The organism is Candidatus Marimicrobium litorale (assembly GCF_026262645.1).
Classification (GTDB): Bacteria; Pseudomonadota; Gammaproteobacteria; order Pseudomonadales; family Halieaceae; genus Marimicrobium; species Marimicrobium litorale.
In genome coordinates, this window is record NZ_SHNO01000001.1 from 1,661,525 (window position 1) to 1,676,784 (window position 15,260).

Genomic DNA, 15,260 nt, shown 5'->3' on the forward strand with positions numbered 1-15,260 from the left:
GAAAATGCAGGCCAACCGGCCACTACCACTCAGTACCAAAGTCGCTTACGGCTTTGGTGCGGTCGCCTATGGCGTAAAAGACAATGCCTTCTCGGTGTTTCTTCTGTTCTTTTACAGCCGTGTCGTTGGCATGCCTGCAGAGCAGGTCGGGCTCGCTATTATGCTGGTACTGATCATCGACGGGATTTCCGACCCGCTGGTTGGCCACATATCCGACAACCTGCACTCCCGCTGGGGCCGTCGACATCCGTTTATGTATTTCTCGGCGCTACCGGTGTCTGTAAGCTTCTTTTTCCTGTGGAACCCGCCAGTTTTATCCGCTGACGCCATGTTCTTCTATCTGCTGGCTATGGCGGTACTCGTGCGCACCTTGATCACGCTGTTTGAAGTGCCCAGTACCTCGCTCATTGCTGAGCTCACCCCTGACTACGATGAGCGAACCAAGGTGATCGGATATCGTGGCTTTTTCGGTTACCTGGGTGGGATAGGACTCACTATTGTTGCCTATGTGTTTTTCTTTCCGCAGACACCGGAGTACTCGGTAGGCTTAATGAACCCGGAGGGTTATACGAAGTACGCCTTGGTGGGGTCAACGATGATGTTTATCGCAATTATCGTTTCATCCATTGGTACTCACAATCGCATCCCAACCTTCAAGTCACCCCCGCCGAAGCGACCTTTTAACGCGCGGCAGACGACAACAGAGTTAAAACAGACACTCTCCAACCCCTCCTTCCTGGTAGTGATGGGCGCGACACTATTCGCCGCCACCGCCAGCGGGCTAGGGCTTTCGTCCGCCAACTTTCTGTTTACGCTGTTCTGGGAATTTACCTCTGAACAGATCGGCCTTCTGAATATGTTCCTGATTATCAGTGTATTCATTGCAGTGATCATTGCGCCAGGGCTGTCGCGCCGAATCGGTAAGAAGAAAGCGGTGATCTTTTTTTGGTTTACGGCAGCATCGCTGGCGCCGATGCCCTATCTTCTGCGCGTGTTTGGCTGGTTCCCGGACAATGGCTCTCCTGCACTGTTGCCGTCGGTGCTCGCAATCTACACCGTTGACATGGCTCTATTCATATCCGCAAACATCACGATCTCGTCCATGTTCGCCGATGTTGTGGAAGACAGTGAGAAAACGACAGGACGGCGTTCGGAGGGTATCTTCTTTGCCTCGCGCAAATTCCTCGAGAAATCCGTTTCGGGGCTCGGGATATTTATGGCCAGCAGCGTGCTGGTTATGGTGGGTATTTCAGAAACTGCTACACCGGGGTCACTGGATCAAGCGACCTTGTCTCGCTGGATATTTATTTACGCCCCCACGTATGTCTTCCTGTACATGCTCGCAGTTACGCTGGTGTTTCGATACCAGATCGACAGAGAAGTACACGAGAAAAATCTGCGCCAGTTGGCCGAAGAATCGTCACCCTGAAGGAGAAAAAAACCTATGAAAAAAGTACTTGTGATGATTGGCTGTCTGGCACTCGCAGGCGTAGTCACCTACAGCCAGCGCACAACCCTCGTCGCACGCCTGATGGAACGTGGGTTGGAAGCACGCATGGGCGCCGACGTCGTTGCGGAAATGGAGGACGGCCTGCACCTGGCACTGTGCGGCGCCGGTGGCCCGATGCCCGCCCCCAACGCCTCCGGCCCCTGCGTGGCAGTCGTTGCGGGCAAGCAGTTGTTCATCGTGGATGCGGGTACGGATGGGGTACGTAACCTGGGCCGCATGGGCTACCAGGCCGGCAATATCCAGGGCGTATTCCTCACCCACTTTCACTCAGACCATATCGACGGCCTGGGTGAGATGGGCACCCTGCGCTGGGCCGCCGGAGATAACGACTCACCGCTGCCTGTCTACGGACCACACGGTGTAGAGCGTGTCGTCAACGGCTTCAACGAGTCCTACGCACAGGACTTTGTTTACCGACACGAGCACCACGGAGACATGGTCGCCCCCATGAGCGCGGCCGGCCTTGAGGCCATGCCCTTCACGGTACCGCAGATGGGGGAACTCGAACTCGTATACGAAGGTGGCGGACTGACAGTGAACGCACTGGCCGTGGAACACTCTCCGGTCGAGCCAGCAGTGGGCTACCTGTTCAGCTACAAGGGCCGCAAACTGCTGATCACCGGCGACACCACCAAACAGGACAATATTCAGAAATTCTCCGAGGGGATCGACCTGCTGGTACACGAGGCCCTGGCGCCAAACCTGCTCATGATGATGCACGAGGCGGCAAACAAGATAGGCAACAAGATCATGGCGAAAATCAGTGTCGATGTGCTGGACTACCACGCCAGCCCGGTAGAGGCAGCAGAAACCGCCCGTGATGCCGGCGTCGGTCACCTGCTGTACTACCATATCGTGCCACCCCTGGTCATTCCCGGGCAGCAAGAACTTTGGCTGGGCGGCGCGGGGGAGATATTCCCCGACTACACCGTCGGCCAGGACGGCGTCAGCTTTTCGCTGCCTGCCGATAGCGATGAGATCATCCTGACCCGAAAGAGCTTGTAACCAACGCCGGAAACGTGCCACAAGCTGTGACGAAGAGCTCAAACACTAACCATAGTAACTTTCGACGGACGCTTTGAAGGACATACGGACTAGAGGAAAAGGATTATGGACCTCCAGATTCGAGGTAAAAGGGCTCTCATGCCAGGCGGTAGCGCTGGTATGGGACGAACTGTAAGTATCTCGTGGCTAGCTCCATGCATTAGTTAGTGTTTCTGCCGAGCCCAATGCAAATCTGTTACCCGTCTTTGAAGCTTGTTTTCTCAATAAATTTGTATATATTTGAAGCTACCTGAAGCCGAGAGCGCAGTGGTGACGAGAGGTCAGATGCTGTAGCAGGTAGGTTTCTAAGTGAGGGCGGGACGCCCGATGGGTTCATTTTCTGTACGAGAGGTACAGCGAATGAAACATCGAGGAGTCGCGCCTTTGCCATTTCTGAAAGTTGTGTTTCTCCTCAGACCTTAACTGGCTTAGGAGAGACACCATGTCCTCACACCAGGTTGCAAACACACCTATCCACGCGCTGACGCCTTTCGAGCACAACGCGCGCACCCACTCCAGGAAACAGATCCAACAGATTGCCCGGAGTATCGAACAGTTCGGGTTCAATAACCCTGTCCTGGTAGACAACGATTACCGCATCATTGCAGGCCACGGGCGGGTTCAGGCGGCCCAGCTCCTGGGTATGCAAGCCGTCCCCACGATCTGCCTGGATCACCTGTCCGAGGCCGAGACCCGGGCTTATATCCTCGCCGACAATCGCCTCGCAGACCTTGCGGGCTGGGACCAAGAGATTTTGGCTATCGAGTTTCAGCACCTGATGGCAATGGACATCGATTTTGATATCGAAATCACCGGTTTCGATCTGCCGGAGATCGAGATCATGATCGACCCGCCCGGCGACGAGGACCGGGAGCCTCCGATCCCTGATCTGCCCGGTGAAAACGCCGTCGTGTCCCAAGTGGGTGATCTCTGGGCCCTCGGCGATCATCGCGTCATCTGCAGCGATGCGCGGAATCCTGAGACCTACTCAGCCCTGTTGGGCAACGAGCGTGCACGGCTCCAGTTCACTGACCCGCCCTATAACGTGCCGATCGATGGCCATGTCTCGGGTCTTGGCGAGGTACGCCACGAAGACTTCGTCATGGCCTGTGGGGAGATGACCGAGGTCGAGTTCACGGCATTCCTTATCACGGTACTGAGCCTCGGGGCACGGTACAGCGTCGACGGTGCCCTTCACTACATCTGCATGGATTGGCGCCACCTGTTGGAGCTGTTGAATGCGGGACACTCTGTCTTTGACGAGCACCTCAACCTCTGTGTCTGGAACAAGACCAACGGCGGCATGGGTTCCCTGTACCGCTCCAAGCACGAGATGGTATTGGTCTTCAAGCACGGTACCGCCGCCCACATCAACAATGTGCAGTTGGGTAAGTACGGTCGCTACCGTACCAATGTCTGGGATTACGCCGGCATGAGCAGCACGGCGGCCGATCGCGCAGACAATCTGGCCATGCACCCCACCGTCAAACCGGTGGCCCTGGTGGCTGACGTACTGCGGGACGCATCCCACCGGGGGGATATCGTGCTGGATGCCTTTGGCGGTGCCGGCAGCACCCTGCTTGCCGCCGAGCTGACAGGCCGCAAGGCCCGACTGATCGAGATAGACCCGCGCTATGTTGATGTAACCATCCAGCGCTGGCAGCAGGAGACCGACGGAAACGCCGTGCTCCTTTCCACGGGGCAGACTTTTTCCGAGATCAGTGAGGCCCGCCTCGCGGGTGACGACGCCTCTACCTCCGTCGATATCGAGGAGGACCCCCATGTCGGATGACACTGATGACTACGAGGTGGGCTACGGCAAGCCTCCGAAACACTCACAGTTCAAGCCGGGAAAATCGGGCAATCCCAAGGGCCGCCCGAACCGGACCCGAAACTTTAAGACCGACCTCCAGGAGGAGCTCCAGGCGAAGGTCACCGTCACTGAAGGTGGACAGACGCAGACCATCTCCCGCCAACAGGCCATGATCAAGCGGACCATTGAAAAGGCGCTGAAGGGCGACCTGCGGGCGGTCCAGTTATTGGCTCAATGGGTAGCCACCTACCTCGTGGATGATCCCGAGGCACTGACCGCGGAACCGTTGACCGGTGAAGATCTTACCCTCCTCGCACGCTACGGCCTGGACCGGGAACCCGAACCTGACAAACCCGAAACGATTGAGGGAGGACAGGAGGATGACTGATCAAGCCCTTGTATTGAACGCGCTGCTGCGCCAGCACCTGAGCGCCTTCGTGGAGCGTGTATTTGCGGAGCTAAACCCCGGTGTGCCCTACCTGCCGAACTGGCACATCGAGGCGATTGAGGAACAACTGATAGGTTGCCTGCGGGGTGAGGTGACCCGGCTGATCATCACGATGCCGCCGAGAAGCCTGAAGTCCATCTGCGCCTCGGTGGCCTTCCCGGCCTGGGCGCTGGGTAACGCACCGAACACAGAGATCATTTGTGCCAGCTACGCCCAGCCGCTGGCGTCTGAACTGTCCCGCGCCACCCGCCGGGTCATGCGCTCTCCCTGGTATCGCCGTGCGTTTCCCCGCGCCCGCCTGGAACGGGCCACCGAGGACCGGCTGATTACCACACTGAACGGGGGCCGCATGGCTACGTCCGTTGGCGGCGTCCTCACCGGCGTCGGCGGCGATATCATCATTATTGACGACCCCATGAAGGCCCAGGAGGCAAACTCCCAGCCCGCTCGTGACGCGGTGATCAACTGGTTCGATACCACGCTGCTCACGCGGCTGAACAACAAACAGACCGGCGTCATTATCCTGGTGATGCAGCGTGTCCACATGGATGACCTGGCCGGACACCTGCTCAAGCAGGGTGACTGGGTGCATCTCGACCTGCCCGCCATCGCAGAGCTTCCCCAGACGATCTCACTGCCAGGCGGCCGGTTTTACCAGCGCGTTGCCGGAGAAGTACTGCATCCGGAACGTGAGCCACGGGCGCTGCTGGAACAGCTCCGGGAGGAGATGGGTACCCAGATGTTCTCGGCGCAATACCAGCAACGGCCGGTCCCAGCAGAAGGTAATATATTCCGCTGGGAATGGATTCAATTGCTGGATGAGATGCCGAGCCGCCGTATCGAGGACGGTGTCTACCAGTCGTGGGACATGGCCGTCAAAGAAGGCGAGACTAATGACTACTCCGTCTGCACGACCTGGCTGGTACGCGATGGCGAATACTACCTGCTGGACCTTTTCCGCGGTCGCCTGACCTTTCCCCTGCTTCGACAGAAGCTCTGGGAGCTCGCCCAAGAGTGGCGGGTGGACCGGGTCCTCATCGAGGACGCAGCCAACGGCTCTCCACTGCTTCAGGAACTCACGCGCGACAAACCCAGGGACTTCAAGGTTCATGGTGTTCAACCAGAGCGTGACAAGGGCTGCCGGTTTGCAACGGCGACCCCCGTCATGGAGCAGGGCAAGGTCTTCATGCCTGCCAACGCCCCCTGGCTGCGCACCCTGATGGAGGAGCTACTGGTCTTTCCCAATGGCAAATATGACGACCAGGTGGATTCCGTCAGCCAGTTCCTGAACTGGCACCGGAACCGGAACACGGTCAGGGTGGTACGCCTGCACGGGCTGTAATTCGGTAAGAAGTCAAATCGAAAAGGACTGGATGCCAGGGGCACAGTATGGATCCATTGGGGTATGGCACAGAGAAAACGCAATACCCCGGCACCCAGTCTGGAGACACTGGAATCCGCTGATCGTAATGAGCTGGCCAGCTTGTTTGAAACAGAGTTCGGTCGGGCGCCTGCCCCAAGGACCAGCCTCGAACTGATGCGCCAGAACCTGGCCTGGGCGGCACAAGCTAGAGCCTCCGGGCAAAAGCCCCAGAAACGCCGTCAGCAGCTCATCAAGGCGCTTGACCGACAAGTTAATGGAAAACCCTCTCGGGGCTCCCTGCCCTACCGCCCCGGCACACGCCTGATCCGGGAATGGCAGGGCACCGTGTACGAAATTACCGTGCTGGAGAACGGCTTCGCCTGGGAGGGACGCACCTATCCCAACCTGTCGCGGATCGCCACGGAAATAACCGGAACCAGGTGGTCAGGGCCGCGCTTCTTCGGCCTGAAAGGAGGTAAGGATGGCTAACGCAGACCACAAGGCACTGAATTGCGCCATCTACACCCGCAAATCCACCGAAGAAGGCCTGGACCAGGCTTTCAACTCGCTGGATGCCCAGCGAGAGGCCTGTGAGGCCTTCGCCAAAAGCCAGGCCCACGAGGGCTGGCAGGTATTGCCTGAGCACTACGATGATGGCGGCTTCTCCGGCGGCACCATGGAGCGCCCTGCCCTCACCCGCCTGCTGGCTGAGATTGAATCCGGGCAGATTGATGTCGTCATCGTCTACAAGGTCGACCGTCTATCACGAAGCCTCGCCGACTTCGTCCGGCTGATTGAACTGTTCGACCAGACAGGCGTGTCATTCGTGTCGGTTACCCAGCAGTTCAACACCTCCACCTCCATGGGGCGACTGACCCTGAACGTCCTACTATCCTTCGCGCAGTTCGAGCGCGAAGTCACCTCGGAACGGATACGCGACAAGATTGCGGCATCCAAGAAGAAAGGCATGTGGATGGGCGGCCTGGTGCCCCTGGGCTACGACCGAGTGGAAAAACAGCTGGTCGTGAACGAGAGCGAAGCCGAACTCGTCCGGCATATCTACCAGCGCTACCTGGACCTGGCCTGTGTCCGTGAACTCAAGGCCGAGCTGGATCAGGAAGGCTATCTCAGCAAGCCGAGGCCGGAACACCATAAATCACGGGGAAGCGTGCCGTTCTCGAGAGGTGCCCTCTATACCATCCTGAAAAATCCGGTCTACATCGGCAAGGTCCATCACAAAGGGGAATTGCACGACGGCAAACATGCGGCGATCGTCGATAAAGCCCTCTGGGCCAGTGTGCAATCAACACTGGCCAGGAACCGGAGCAACAAAGCAGCACGAGCCAGTGCAAAATACCCCAGCCTGCTGGGCGGTCTGGTCTGGGATGACAAGGGCAACCGGATGAGCCCTACCTATACCCGCCGCAAGAATCGACACTACCCCTATTACATCAGCCAAGCGGTGCTCCAGTACAAAGAGGACGAAGCGGGCAGCGTCTTGCGTGTACCAGGCAAAACACTGGAAACGACTGTCAAAGATTTACTACTGGATTACCTGAACGGCGCCGACAACATCCTGAACCTACTGGCAGATAAAAGACTCCCCAGCGACTTACTCGACCGCGCTGTTAAGGCCGGGGCTACTCTCGCCGAGAACTGGCAGTATCAGAATATCAGTGAGCAGATACCAATCATCAGCGACCTGGTTGTGAAGGTGATCGTGGCCAGGGAGTCCGTTACCGTCCAACTGGATCGTAACCAACTGATACGACGGCTGACAGGCATCACGGAAAACGAGGCGCTGGAATCGGACAAGCACCTGGAACTAACGGCCAGCGTCAAACTGCGTCGAAGCGGGATTGAATCAAAGCTGGTGTATCCAGCAGGTAAACAGCCCAGAACACACGACCGATCAATCAAAGCGCTGCAGGAAGCACTCCTGAAATCCCTGTACTGGAACGAGGACCTGATCTCGGGGAATGTCCGATCTATCGATGCCCTCATCGAACGAGATAATCTTAACCCCCGCCAGGTTCACCGCCTGCGCAAACTGGCCTTCCTGGCACCCGACATCATGGACCGGATCATCACCGGCGACGTTCCGGAATCCCTTACCCTGGAGTGCCTGAAAAAGGATTTCCCTATCGACTGGGAAGCCCAGCGCTCACACTTCGGGCTGAATCAACTCCCCCACTAGTGACTGGCGAAATCGCCGTTAGAGAAAACCGGCTATTTCGAGCGAAGTAAGCCGTCTCCCAGTCACTGTTAGCCCACCTCCAGAAACGCGAAAGCCCGCTAAATTAGCGGGCTTTGCGGGGGTTCTGCGGTCAGTCTCTGTTTACAGTCTCTGATCCGCAGACTGCTTGGCGGAGAGCGAGGGATTCGAACCCTCGATAGGGTATAAGCCTATACGCCCTTAGCAGGGGCGCGCCTTCGACCACTCGGCCAGCTCTCCGTAATTTATTGGGTGACGCCTTGGCACGGTCAACCGCCAACCCTGAGGGCGACGAAAACGCGTTACTGGGTCACTTTTAACGGGCGCAGATCATACCATAAAATTGCAAAATCATGAGGGAAATCGATTACCGGGGACTATTCTTCGTCTTTTTCAGCGGCTTGCGGTTCACCTTGCTGGATACGGCTGTATATCTCCTCCCTGTGCACAGCGACCTCTCGCGGAGCGTTCACGCCGATCCGCACCTGATTTCCTTTCACGCCCAGCACCGTCACAGTGACCTCATCGCCTATCATAAGTGATTCACCAATCCTACGGGTCAATATCAACATTCCGCTTCTCCCGGGTCCAGCAACCATGGGGTTACCGGAACTATTCCTTGTCGTCCCCAATAGCGAGGCCCTGTTGTGCACCCCTTCAGTCTGCTGACGTCAGGCGTAATTTGGCGTCTGTCTGATTTACTATACAACAATGCCCGCTCTAGCGTGCAGGTTCGCTCGCTGGAGCTTAGTGTGTGCTTTCGTCCTTTGGTTCCCTTTCCAGGCCAAAAGATGAATGCAGGCATCTCACAGCCAATTCGAGGAACTTTTCTTCGATAATGACCGAAATCCGTATTTCAGACGTGGTGATCATCATGATATTGATCCCCTCTTCTGCCAATGCCGCGAACATCTGGCTGGCAACGCCCGCGTGGGAGCGCATGCCGACACCCACTACGGATACCTTGGCAATTTTGCTATCCGCGCATACCTCACCCGCACTCAGCTCACTCGCCACGCGACAGAGCACACTTTGCGCTGCCGCCAGGTCATTGCGTGAGACAGTAAAAGTGAAGTCCACGGTTTTATCGTGGCTGACGTTTTGCACGATTACGTCAACTTCAATGTTCGCTTCGCCGATAGGACCAAGAATCTTGTAGGCTACCCCCGGAGTATCCGGCACGCCCTCAATTGTGAGCTTGGCCTCGTCCCGATTAAACGCGATACCCGAAATGGTCGGCGTTTCCATAGCGCTATCTACCTCCAGTGTTATCAGAGTGCCGGGGCCGTCTTCAAAGCTGTGCAGCACACGCAACGGCACATTGTATTTACCCGCGAACTCTACCGCACGAATCTGCAGGACCTTGGACCCCATGCTGGCCATTTCCAGCATCTCTTCAAAAGTGACTCTGGGCAGGCGCCTCGCACCGTCAACCACGCGAGGATCCGTCGTATAGACCCCGTCTACGTCGGTATATATTTGACACTCGTCGGCATGAAGCGCGGCGGCCAGCGCTACCGCTGTTGTATCCGAGCCACCGCGACCGAGGGTGGTGATGTTGCCGCTTTCATCCACACCCTGGAATCCCGCAACCACCAACACGCTGCCATCCTCAAGGTCTCTGCGCATGCGAGCATCATCTATCTCTCGAATACGCGCCTTGGTGTGAGCACTGTCGGTCAGGATCCGAACCTGTCCGCCTGTATAGGAGCGCGCCTTTACGCCGCGCTTGTTCAAGGCCATGCTTAACAGCGCGACCGTCACCTGCTCACCCGTCGAAAGTAATACGTCCATCTCCCGCGCGACGGGCTGGTCCTGAATCTCGCTGGCAAGCGCAAGCAGACGATTGGTTTCGCCGCTCATTGCAGAGACCACCACGACGATATCGTCGCCATTAGCGTGAAAACCGGCAACTTTTTCAGCCACCTGCTCAATGCGCTCGATGCTGCCGACCGAGGTTCCACCAAATTTTTGGACAATCAGGCTCATATCACCAAGACAACTCGCAGGCCTTTCACCGGCCTGCCTGAAACGGGGCGCCATTAAACACTAAAGTACGCACATTTCAAACTACCGCATATATCAAAGTATTACATCTGCCAAGGGATCAGCCGAGTTGGCTAGATACCCAAATGGGCAGGGATTGGAGTACTTCTGGCAAGGCCTGTACGTCAACACCGCCACCCTGAGCCATATCGGGCTTACCACCGCCCTTGCCGCCGAGGCGATCGGCATATTCGCGCATCAAATCACCCGCTTTTATTCTGTCAGTCAGGTCTTTGGTGACGCCCGCTGCGAGGGCAATTTTATCGCCATTAACCGCTGCCAGCAGTATCACGCCACTTCCCAGTTTATTCTTGCACTGATCCAGAGTATCGCGCAGGGACTTGGCATCCGCCCCCTCCACGCTCGCAGCCAACACCTTGATACCCTGAACCTCAACTGCACCGGCGGTGAGATCTGTGCCAGTGCCTGCAGCCAGTTTTTGTTTGAGGCGGGCTATCTCCTTCTCCAGATCGCGGTTTTCACCACGCAGCGCTGTGACCTTGTCCAGTACATTGTCTGCGGTGCCCTTCACTGCGTCACAGACTGCCGTCAGATTGGCCTCCCGCGCCTCCACCAGGTCGAGTGCGCCACGACCGGTGACACCCTCTATGCGACGCACACCCGAAGCAATGCCGGCTTCCGATACGATGCGCAGCAACCCGATATCACCGGTACGGTCGGCATGGGTTCCACCACATAATTCGACGGAAAAATCCTCCTCACCCATGGACAGCACCCGCACCTCATCACCGTATTTTTCGCCAAACAAGGCCATAGCGCCCGCGGCCACGGCATCATCCATATTCATCAAACGGGTTCTCACGGCAGTGTTGCCGCGCACCTGCTCATTGACGATAGCTTCGATATCTCTCAGCTGCTGCGCCGACAGTGCCTCGGTGTGGGAAAAATCAAAGCGAAGTCGCCGAGAGTCCACCAGTGACCCTTTCTGCTGCACGTGCTCACCGAGCACCCTGCGCAGGGCCGCATGTAAAAGATGCGTCGCACTGTGATTCAAACGCGTTGCCTGTCGCACATTCGGGTCAACCCGCGCCTCTAGCCGATCACCGCACTTCACGCTACCGCTTAATACCTTCACGTGATGCAGATGGTGATTGGACGCTTTAGTGGTATCCGTTACTTCCAGCTTTACGTGGGCGCCCTCAAGATATCCTGAATCACCCACCTGGCCACCCGATTCGCCATAAAATGGTGTGCGATCAAGCACCAGTGCACCACTTTCGTCAGCAGACAGCTCTCCAACTTCTTCTCCATCGCGCAGCACAGCACGCACGACGCCATCGCCTTCCACACTTTCGTAACCGGTAAATTCCGTGCTGCCCTCCAGCTTCAGCGCCCCGTTGTAATCCACCTTAAAGCTACCGCTTTCCTGAGAACGCGAACGCTGCTGCGCCATCGCCGCACTATAGCCCTCCATATCAAGACTCAAACCACGTTCACGAGCAATATCATTCGTGAGGTCTGTAGGAAATCCGTAGGTGTCATACAGCTTGAATACCACGTCTCCGGGTATTTCTTTACCGTCGAGTTTATTCAGCGCCTCCTCCAGAATCTGCATGCCGTTGTCCAGCGTACGTTCGAACTGCTCCTCTTCTATTAGCAGCGCTCTCTCCACCTGAGGTTGCGCTTTCGTCAACTCCGGGTAGGCATCGCCCATCTCATGCACGAGCGTAGACACCAATTTATAGAAAAACGGGCCCTGTGCTCCCAATTTGTTGCCGTGCCGAACCGCCCTGCGAATAATCCTGCGCAACACGTATCCCCTGCCCTCGTTGCCAGGCAATACACCGTCAGTCACCAGAAAGGCACAGGAGCGAATATGATCGGCAATAACCCGCAGAGACGTCTCCTCGAGATCATCAACCCTCAGTATACGTGCAGTTTCGTTGATCAAAGCCTGGAATAAATCAATCTCGTAATTGCTGTGAACCTGCTGCATAACCGCTGCAATCCGCTCCAGCCCCATACCGGTATCCACCGAGGGTTTGGGCAGCGGATGAAACTCGCCGGCCGCGTCGCGGTTGTATTGCATGAACACCAGATTCCAGATTTCGATGTAACGATCCAGATCCTCTCCTTCGCTGCCGGGTGGGCCGCCGGGAACGTGATCGCCATGATCGAAGAAAATTTCGCTACAGGGACCGCAAGGACCGGTGTCGCCCATCTGCCAGAAGTTGTCTTCATCCAGCCGTGATATGCGCTCTTCCGGAAACCCGATTTCCTCGATCCATATGCGCTCCGCCTCATCATCGGACACGTGCACCGTGACCCAAAATTTTTCTGGTGGCAAACCCAGCGTGCCAGTCAGAAACTCCCAGGCAAAGCGAATGGCATCCCGCTTAAAATAGTCACCGAAGCTGAAATTTCCGAGCATCTCAAAAAACGTATGATGCCGCGCGGTATAGCCAACATTTTCCAGATCATTGTGCTTGCCCCCGGCCCTGACACAGCGCTGCGAGCTGGCAGCACGATAGTAGGAGCGAGATTCTGCCCCGAGGAATACGTCTTTGAACTGGTTCATACCGGCATTGGTAAACAGCAGGGTCGGGTCGTTCCCCGGCACCAGGGAGCTACTCGCTACGCGGGTATGTGCGTGCGCCTCGAAGTAGTCCAAAAAGGCCTCTCGTATTTCGCCTGTCTTCATTGATCGTCTCGGTGAGGGCTCAGCCCATGCTTTGTTCGGCGTAGGTACGCCCGCCCATGATATGCAGGTGCAGGTGGTAAATCGTCATGCCTACCGACTCACCATTATTAACAACAAGGCGAAAACCCTCGCCCACCCCCAGTTCCAGCGCCACTTTGTTTGCCACCAGCATCAGGTGTCCCAGCAGGGCCTGATCCTCGGGCTGGGCATCCACCAGCATACGAATTGGCTTACGCGGAATGACCAACGCATGCACGGGCGCTTGAGGGTTAATGTCGTGAATGGCTATGCAGTGCTCGTCTTCATAAATAAAGTCACTGGGGATCTCGCCGTCGATAATCCTGCTAAATATGCTGGCTGACATGACCTAGCCCAGTTTCTCATCAGCGGTGAGCGCTCGCGCTTCACTCTCCAACATCACAGGGATACCGTCGTGGACAGGATAGGCCAGGCCAGAGGCCTTGCACACCAGTTCATCCTTTTGCTCATCGTACTCCACGGGCGCCTTGCTTACGGGACACACCAGAATACTGAGTAGTCGCTTATCAATCATCGAAGGCTCTCAACGCCAAATTTCACTCGCATTATACGGATTTTTGCCAGGCTTTGGGACTATCGATACCGAGGTCTAAGCAGATATCACATCGCATGGGTCGGTGGCCTCTGCCCCCTGGGCTGGCCCAAGTTTCGCCCTGCGAGACGCCCGCCCTGCCGCCTGTCTGCCGAATGTCAGATCAGGGCACAGGTGCCAACGGCATCGACGGAGCCAGCAACTGCGGGTCGATACGACGGTTACGCCAATTCATGCGCCAATCCAGGTGCGGCCCCGTGGCACGACCGCTGGCACCGATCTCACCGATCAGGTCACCAGCCCGCAACTCCTGCCCTACCCTCACGAGCACCTTGCTCATGTGCAGGAACGCCGAGGAAAGGCGGTAGCCGTGGTCGAGAAATACCGTGCCGCCAGAGTAGAACAAATCCGGTTCGGCCAGGGTTACCACGCCCGCCGCCGGCGCGCGCACCGGCGAGCCGGTCGGCATCGCTACATCCACGCCGTAATGCGGCCTGCCAGGCGAGCCATTATAGTAGCGCTGGCTGCCGTATACGCCCGAGATAGGCCCAACAGACGGCCATTCAAACCCCGTTAATGCAGCCCCTAACAGATCTGGACGCTGCAACTGCTGGGCACGAGCAGCATTAATTAAAACCTGCTCGCGGCGAATACGCTCAAGGTGCTGCGCTGACGGTGTCACGGTTTTCTGTGGCACACCCTCTACACGCTGGATATTGTAATTACGGGGTGCAATCGCGAGCGTTTGCCGGCAGCTGGCTTCGCCGGTCACGACCAGTTCCGCAGTGGCGGCCGCATCGCGACCAAAACCAGCCAGCAGCGTACCATTTTCCATAACGTCAAGGTCCTCGCCGTCAAGGGTTGCACGGCTGCCGGGGGCGACCACACCCCACACCAGCCCTCCCTGCGTCAGGCTGCCCTCCAGCTCAGGGCATTGACCCCAAACGACAGATGACCCTGCCAGGCTTGCCATACAAAACAGCATTATTCTGACCATGCTTTGCAGCACCTCACTTTTTAGGCATCGTGTCGATCAAGCACCGACCATACCGCTGCGGGGGAACAGCCGTTAGAATAAGGGAATGGGACGCTACAGACCACCGCGACCACGCGGCTCCAACTACATTACCTCCGAGGGAGAGCAAACCCTGCGGGCAGAGCTGCATGCCCTGTGGAAAGTGGAGCGGCCACAGGTCACCGACGCGGTACACGAGGCAGCCAAGAATGGCGATCGCTCAGAAAACGGCGACTATATCTATGGCAAACGCAGACTCAGGGAAATCGACTCCAGAGTGCGCTTCCTCAATAAGCGACTGGACGAGCTCGAAATCGTCACACGCTCTCCCTCTGACAGGGAAAAGGTCTTCTTCGGCGCCTGGGTGACCCTCGAGGACGAGGCAGGCCTAGAACAGGAGTGGCGCATTGTCGGACCCGACGAATTTGATATCGATGCGGGCAAGCTCAGCATGGACTCACCCCTCGCAAACGCACTGCTGGGCAAACGGCTCGATGACCAGGTGCACGTGCAGAGCCCTTCCGGAGAAAAAATTTACTACTTGACGGGTATTCGCTACGAGGCCGGGTAAGC

General features: G+C 57.1%; 14 protein-coding genes and 1 tRNA gene. 8 read left to right on the forward strand and 7 right to left on the reverse strand.

Annotated features, from left to right (window positions below):
- The first annotated feature begins 4 nt into the window (after positions 1–4).
- The 7 genes from EYC82_RS07370 to EYC82_RS07400 all read left to right on the forward strand — a co-directional run bounded on the left by EYC82_RS07370 (position 5) and on the right by EYC82_RS07400 (position 8,375).
- Complete coding sequence (locus EYC82_RS07370) at positions 5–1,429, forward strand: MFS transporter (protein ID WP_279250662.1); 1,425 nt, start codon at positions 5–7, stop codon at positions 1,427–1,429.
- Between the two features lie 15 nt (positions 1,430–1,444).
- Positions 1,445–2,515, forward strand: a complete 1,071-nt coding sequence (locus tag EYC82_RS07375) for an MBL fold metallo-hydrolase (RefSeq protein ID WP_279248897.1) — start codon at positions 1,445–1,447, stop codon at positions 2,513–2,515.
- Between the two features lie 481 nt (positions 2,516–2,996).
- Positions 2,997–4,346: a site-specific DNA-methyltransferase gene (locus EYC82_RS07380; RefSeq protein ID WP_279248898.1), complete on the forward strand. Its 1,350-nt coding sequence runs from the start codon at positions 2,997–2,999 to the stop codon at positions 4,344–4,346.
- Positions 4,336–4,755: a DUF5681 domain-containing protein gene (locus tag EYC82_RS07385; RefSeq protein WP_279248899.1), complete on the forward strand. Its 420-nt coding sequence runs from the start codon at positions 4,336–4,338 to the stop codon at positions 4,753–4,755. The genes EYC82_RS07380 and EYC82_RS07385 overlap by 11 nt, the downstream gene beginning before the upstream one ends.
- Positions 4,748–6,157, forward strand: coding sequence for a phage terminase large subunit (gene terL, locus EYC82_RS07390; RefSeq protein ID WP_279248900.1), 1,410 nt, complete (start codon positions 4,748–4,750; stop codon positions 6,155–6,157). Before EYC82_RS07385 ends, terL begins: the two co-directional genes overlap by 8 nt.
- A 63-nt stretch (positions 6,158–6,220) precedes the next feature.
- Positions 6,221–6,667 (forward strand): DUF2924 domain-containing protein, encoded by a 447-nt coding sequence (locus EYC82_RS07395; protein WP_279248901.1) that lies wholly within the window; start codon positions 6,221–6,223, stop codon positions 6,665–6,667.
- A complete protein-coding gene (locus EYC82_RS07400) occupies positions 6,660–8,375 on the forward strand; it encodes a recombinase family protein (RefSeq protein ID WP_279248902.1) in 1,716 nt (571 codons plus the stop codon). Before EYC82_RS07395 ends, EYC82_RS07400 begins: the two co-directional genes overlap by 8 nt.
- Positions 8,376–8,542: 167 nt before the next feature.
- On the opposite strand, the gene EYC82_RS07405 is transcribed toward EYC82_RS07400, so the two are convergent.
- The 7 genes from EYC82_RS07405 to EYC82_RS07435 form a co-directional block, all read right to left on the reverse strand.
- Positions 8,543–8,633 (reverse strand) — tRNA-Ser (locus EYC82_RS07405).
- Between the two features lie 137 nt (positions 8,634–8,770).
- The gene (gene csrA / locus EYC82_RS07410; RefSeq protein ID WP_279248903.1) at positions 8,771–8,965 is read right to left on the reverse strand and encodes a carbon storage regulator CsrA; all 195 of its coding nucleotides are present in this window, start codon (positions 8,963–8,965) and stop codon (positions 8,771–8,773) included.
- Between the two features lie 175 nt (positions 8,966–9,140).
- Positions 9,141–10,382, reverse strand: coding sequence for an aspartate kinase (locus tag EYC82_RS07415; RefSeq protein WP_279248904.1), 1,242 nt, complete (start codon positions 10,380–10,382; stop codon positions 9,141–9,143).
- Between the two features lie 118 nt (positions 10,383–10,500).
- Positions 10,501–13,101, reverse strand: coding sequence for an alanine--tRNA ligase (gene alaS, locus EYC82_RS07420; protein WP_279248905.1), 2,601 nt, complete (start codon positions 13,099–13,101; stop codon positions 10,501–10,503).
- 19 nt (positions 13,102–13,120) lie between these two features.
- Entirely contained in the window at positions 13,121–13,465 is a 345-nt protein-coding gene (locus tag EYC82_RS07425) for a histidine triad nucleotide-binding protein (RefSeq protein ID WP_279248906.1), read from the reverse strand.
- A gap of 3 nt (positions 13,466–13,468) precedes the next feature.
- Positions 13,469–13,654 (reverse strand): Trm112 family protein, encoded by a 186-nt coding sequence (locus tag EYC82_RS07430; protein WP_279248907.1) that lies wholly within the window; start codon positions 13,652–13,654, stop codon positions 13,469–13,471.
- A gap of 181 nt (positions 13,655–13,835) precedes the next feature.
- Positions 13,836–14,669, reverse strand: a complete 834-nt coding sequence (locus EYC82_RS07435) for a M23 family metallopeptidase (protein ID WP_279248908.1) — start codon at positions 14,667–14,669, stop codon at positions 13,836–13,838.
- 85 nt (positions 14,670–14,754) lie between these two features.
- Here EYC82_RS07435 and greB point away from each other — a divergent pair, with 85 nt between their 5' ends.
- Positions 14,755–15,258, forward strand: a complete 504-nt coding sequence (gene greB, locus EYC82_RS07440; protein ID WP_279248909.1) for a transcription elongation factor GreB — start codon at positions 14,755–14,757, stop codon at positions 15,256–15,258.
- Positions 15,259–15,260: the final 2 nt, after the last annotated feature.

Bases quoted from the DNA above. Each gene is read 5' to 3' on its own strand.
- EYC82_RS07415 (WP_279248904.1), bottom strand. From the start codon at position 10,382: ATGAGCCTGATTGTCCAAAAATTTGGTGGAACCTCGGTCGGCAGCATC.
- alaS (WP_279248905.1), bottom strand. From the start codon at position 13,101: ATGAAGACAGGCGAAATACGAGAGGCCTTTTTGGACTACTTCGAGGCG.
- EYC82_RS07375 (WP_279248897.1), top strand. From the start codon at position 1,445: ATGAAAAAAGTACTTGTGATGATTGGCTGTCTGGCACTCGCAGGCGTA.
- EYC82_RS07430 (WP_279248907.1), bottom strand. From the start codon at position 13,654: ATGATTGATAAGCGACTACTCAGTATTCTGGTGTGTCCCGTAAGCAAG.
- terL (WP_279248900.1), top strand. From the start codon at position 4,748: ATGACTGATCAAGCCCTTGTATTGAACGCGCTGCTGCGCCAGCACCTG.
- EYC82_RS07400 (WP_279248902.1), top strand. From the start codon at position 6,660: ATGGCTAACGCAGACCACAAGGCACTGAATTGCGCCATCTACACCCGC.
- EYC82_RS07435 (WP_279248908.1), bottom strand. From the start codon at position 14,669: ATGGTCAGAATAATGCTGTTTTGTATGGCAAGCCTGGCAGGGTCATCT.
- EYC82_RS07370 (WP_279250662.1), top strand. From the start codon at position 5: ATGCAGGCCAACCGGCCACTACCACTCAGTACCAAAGTCGCTTACGGC.
- EYC82_RS07385 (WP_279248899.1), top strand. From the start codon at position 4,336: ATGTCGGATGACACTGATGACTACGAGGTGGGCTACGGCAAGCCTCCG.
- EYC82_RS07380 (WP_279248898.1), top strand. From the start codon at position 2,997: ATGTCCTCACACCAGGTTGCAAACACACCTATCCACGCGCTGACGCCT.
- greB (WP_279248909.1), top strand. From the start codon at position 14,755: ATGGGACGCTACAGACCACCGCGACCACGCGGCTCCAACTACATTACC.
- csrA (WP_279248903.1), bottom strand. From the start codon at position 8,965: ATGTTGATATTGACCCGTAGGATTGGTGAATCACTTATGATAGGCGAT.
- EYC82_RS07395 (WP_279248901.1), top strand. From the start codon at position 6,221: ATGGCACAGAGAAAACGCAATACCCCGGCACCCAGTCTGGAGACACTG.
- EYC82_RS07425 (WP_279248906.1), bottom strand. From the start codon at position 13,465: ATGTCAGCCAGCATATTTAGCAGGATTATCGACGGCGAGATCCCCAGT.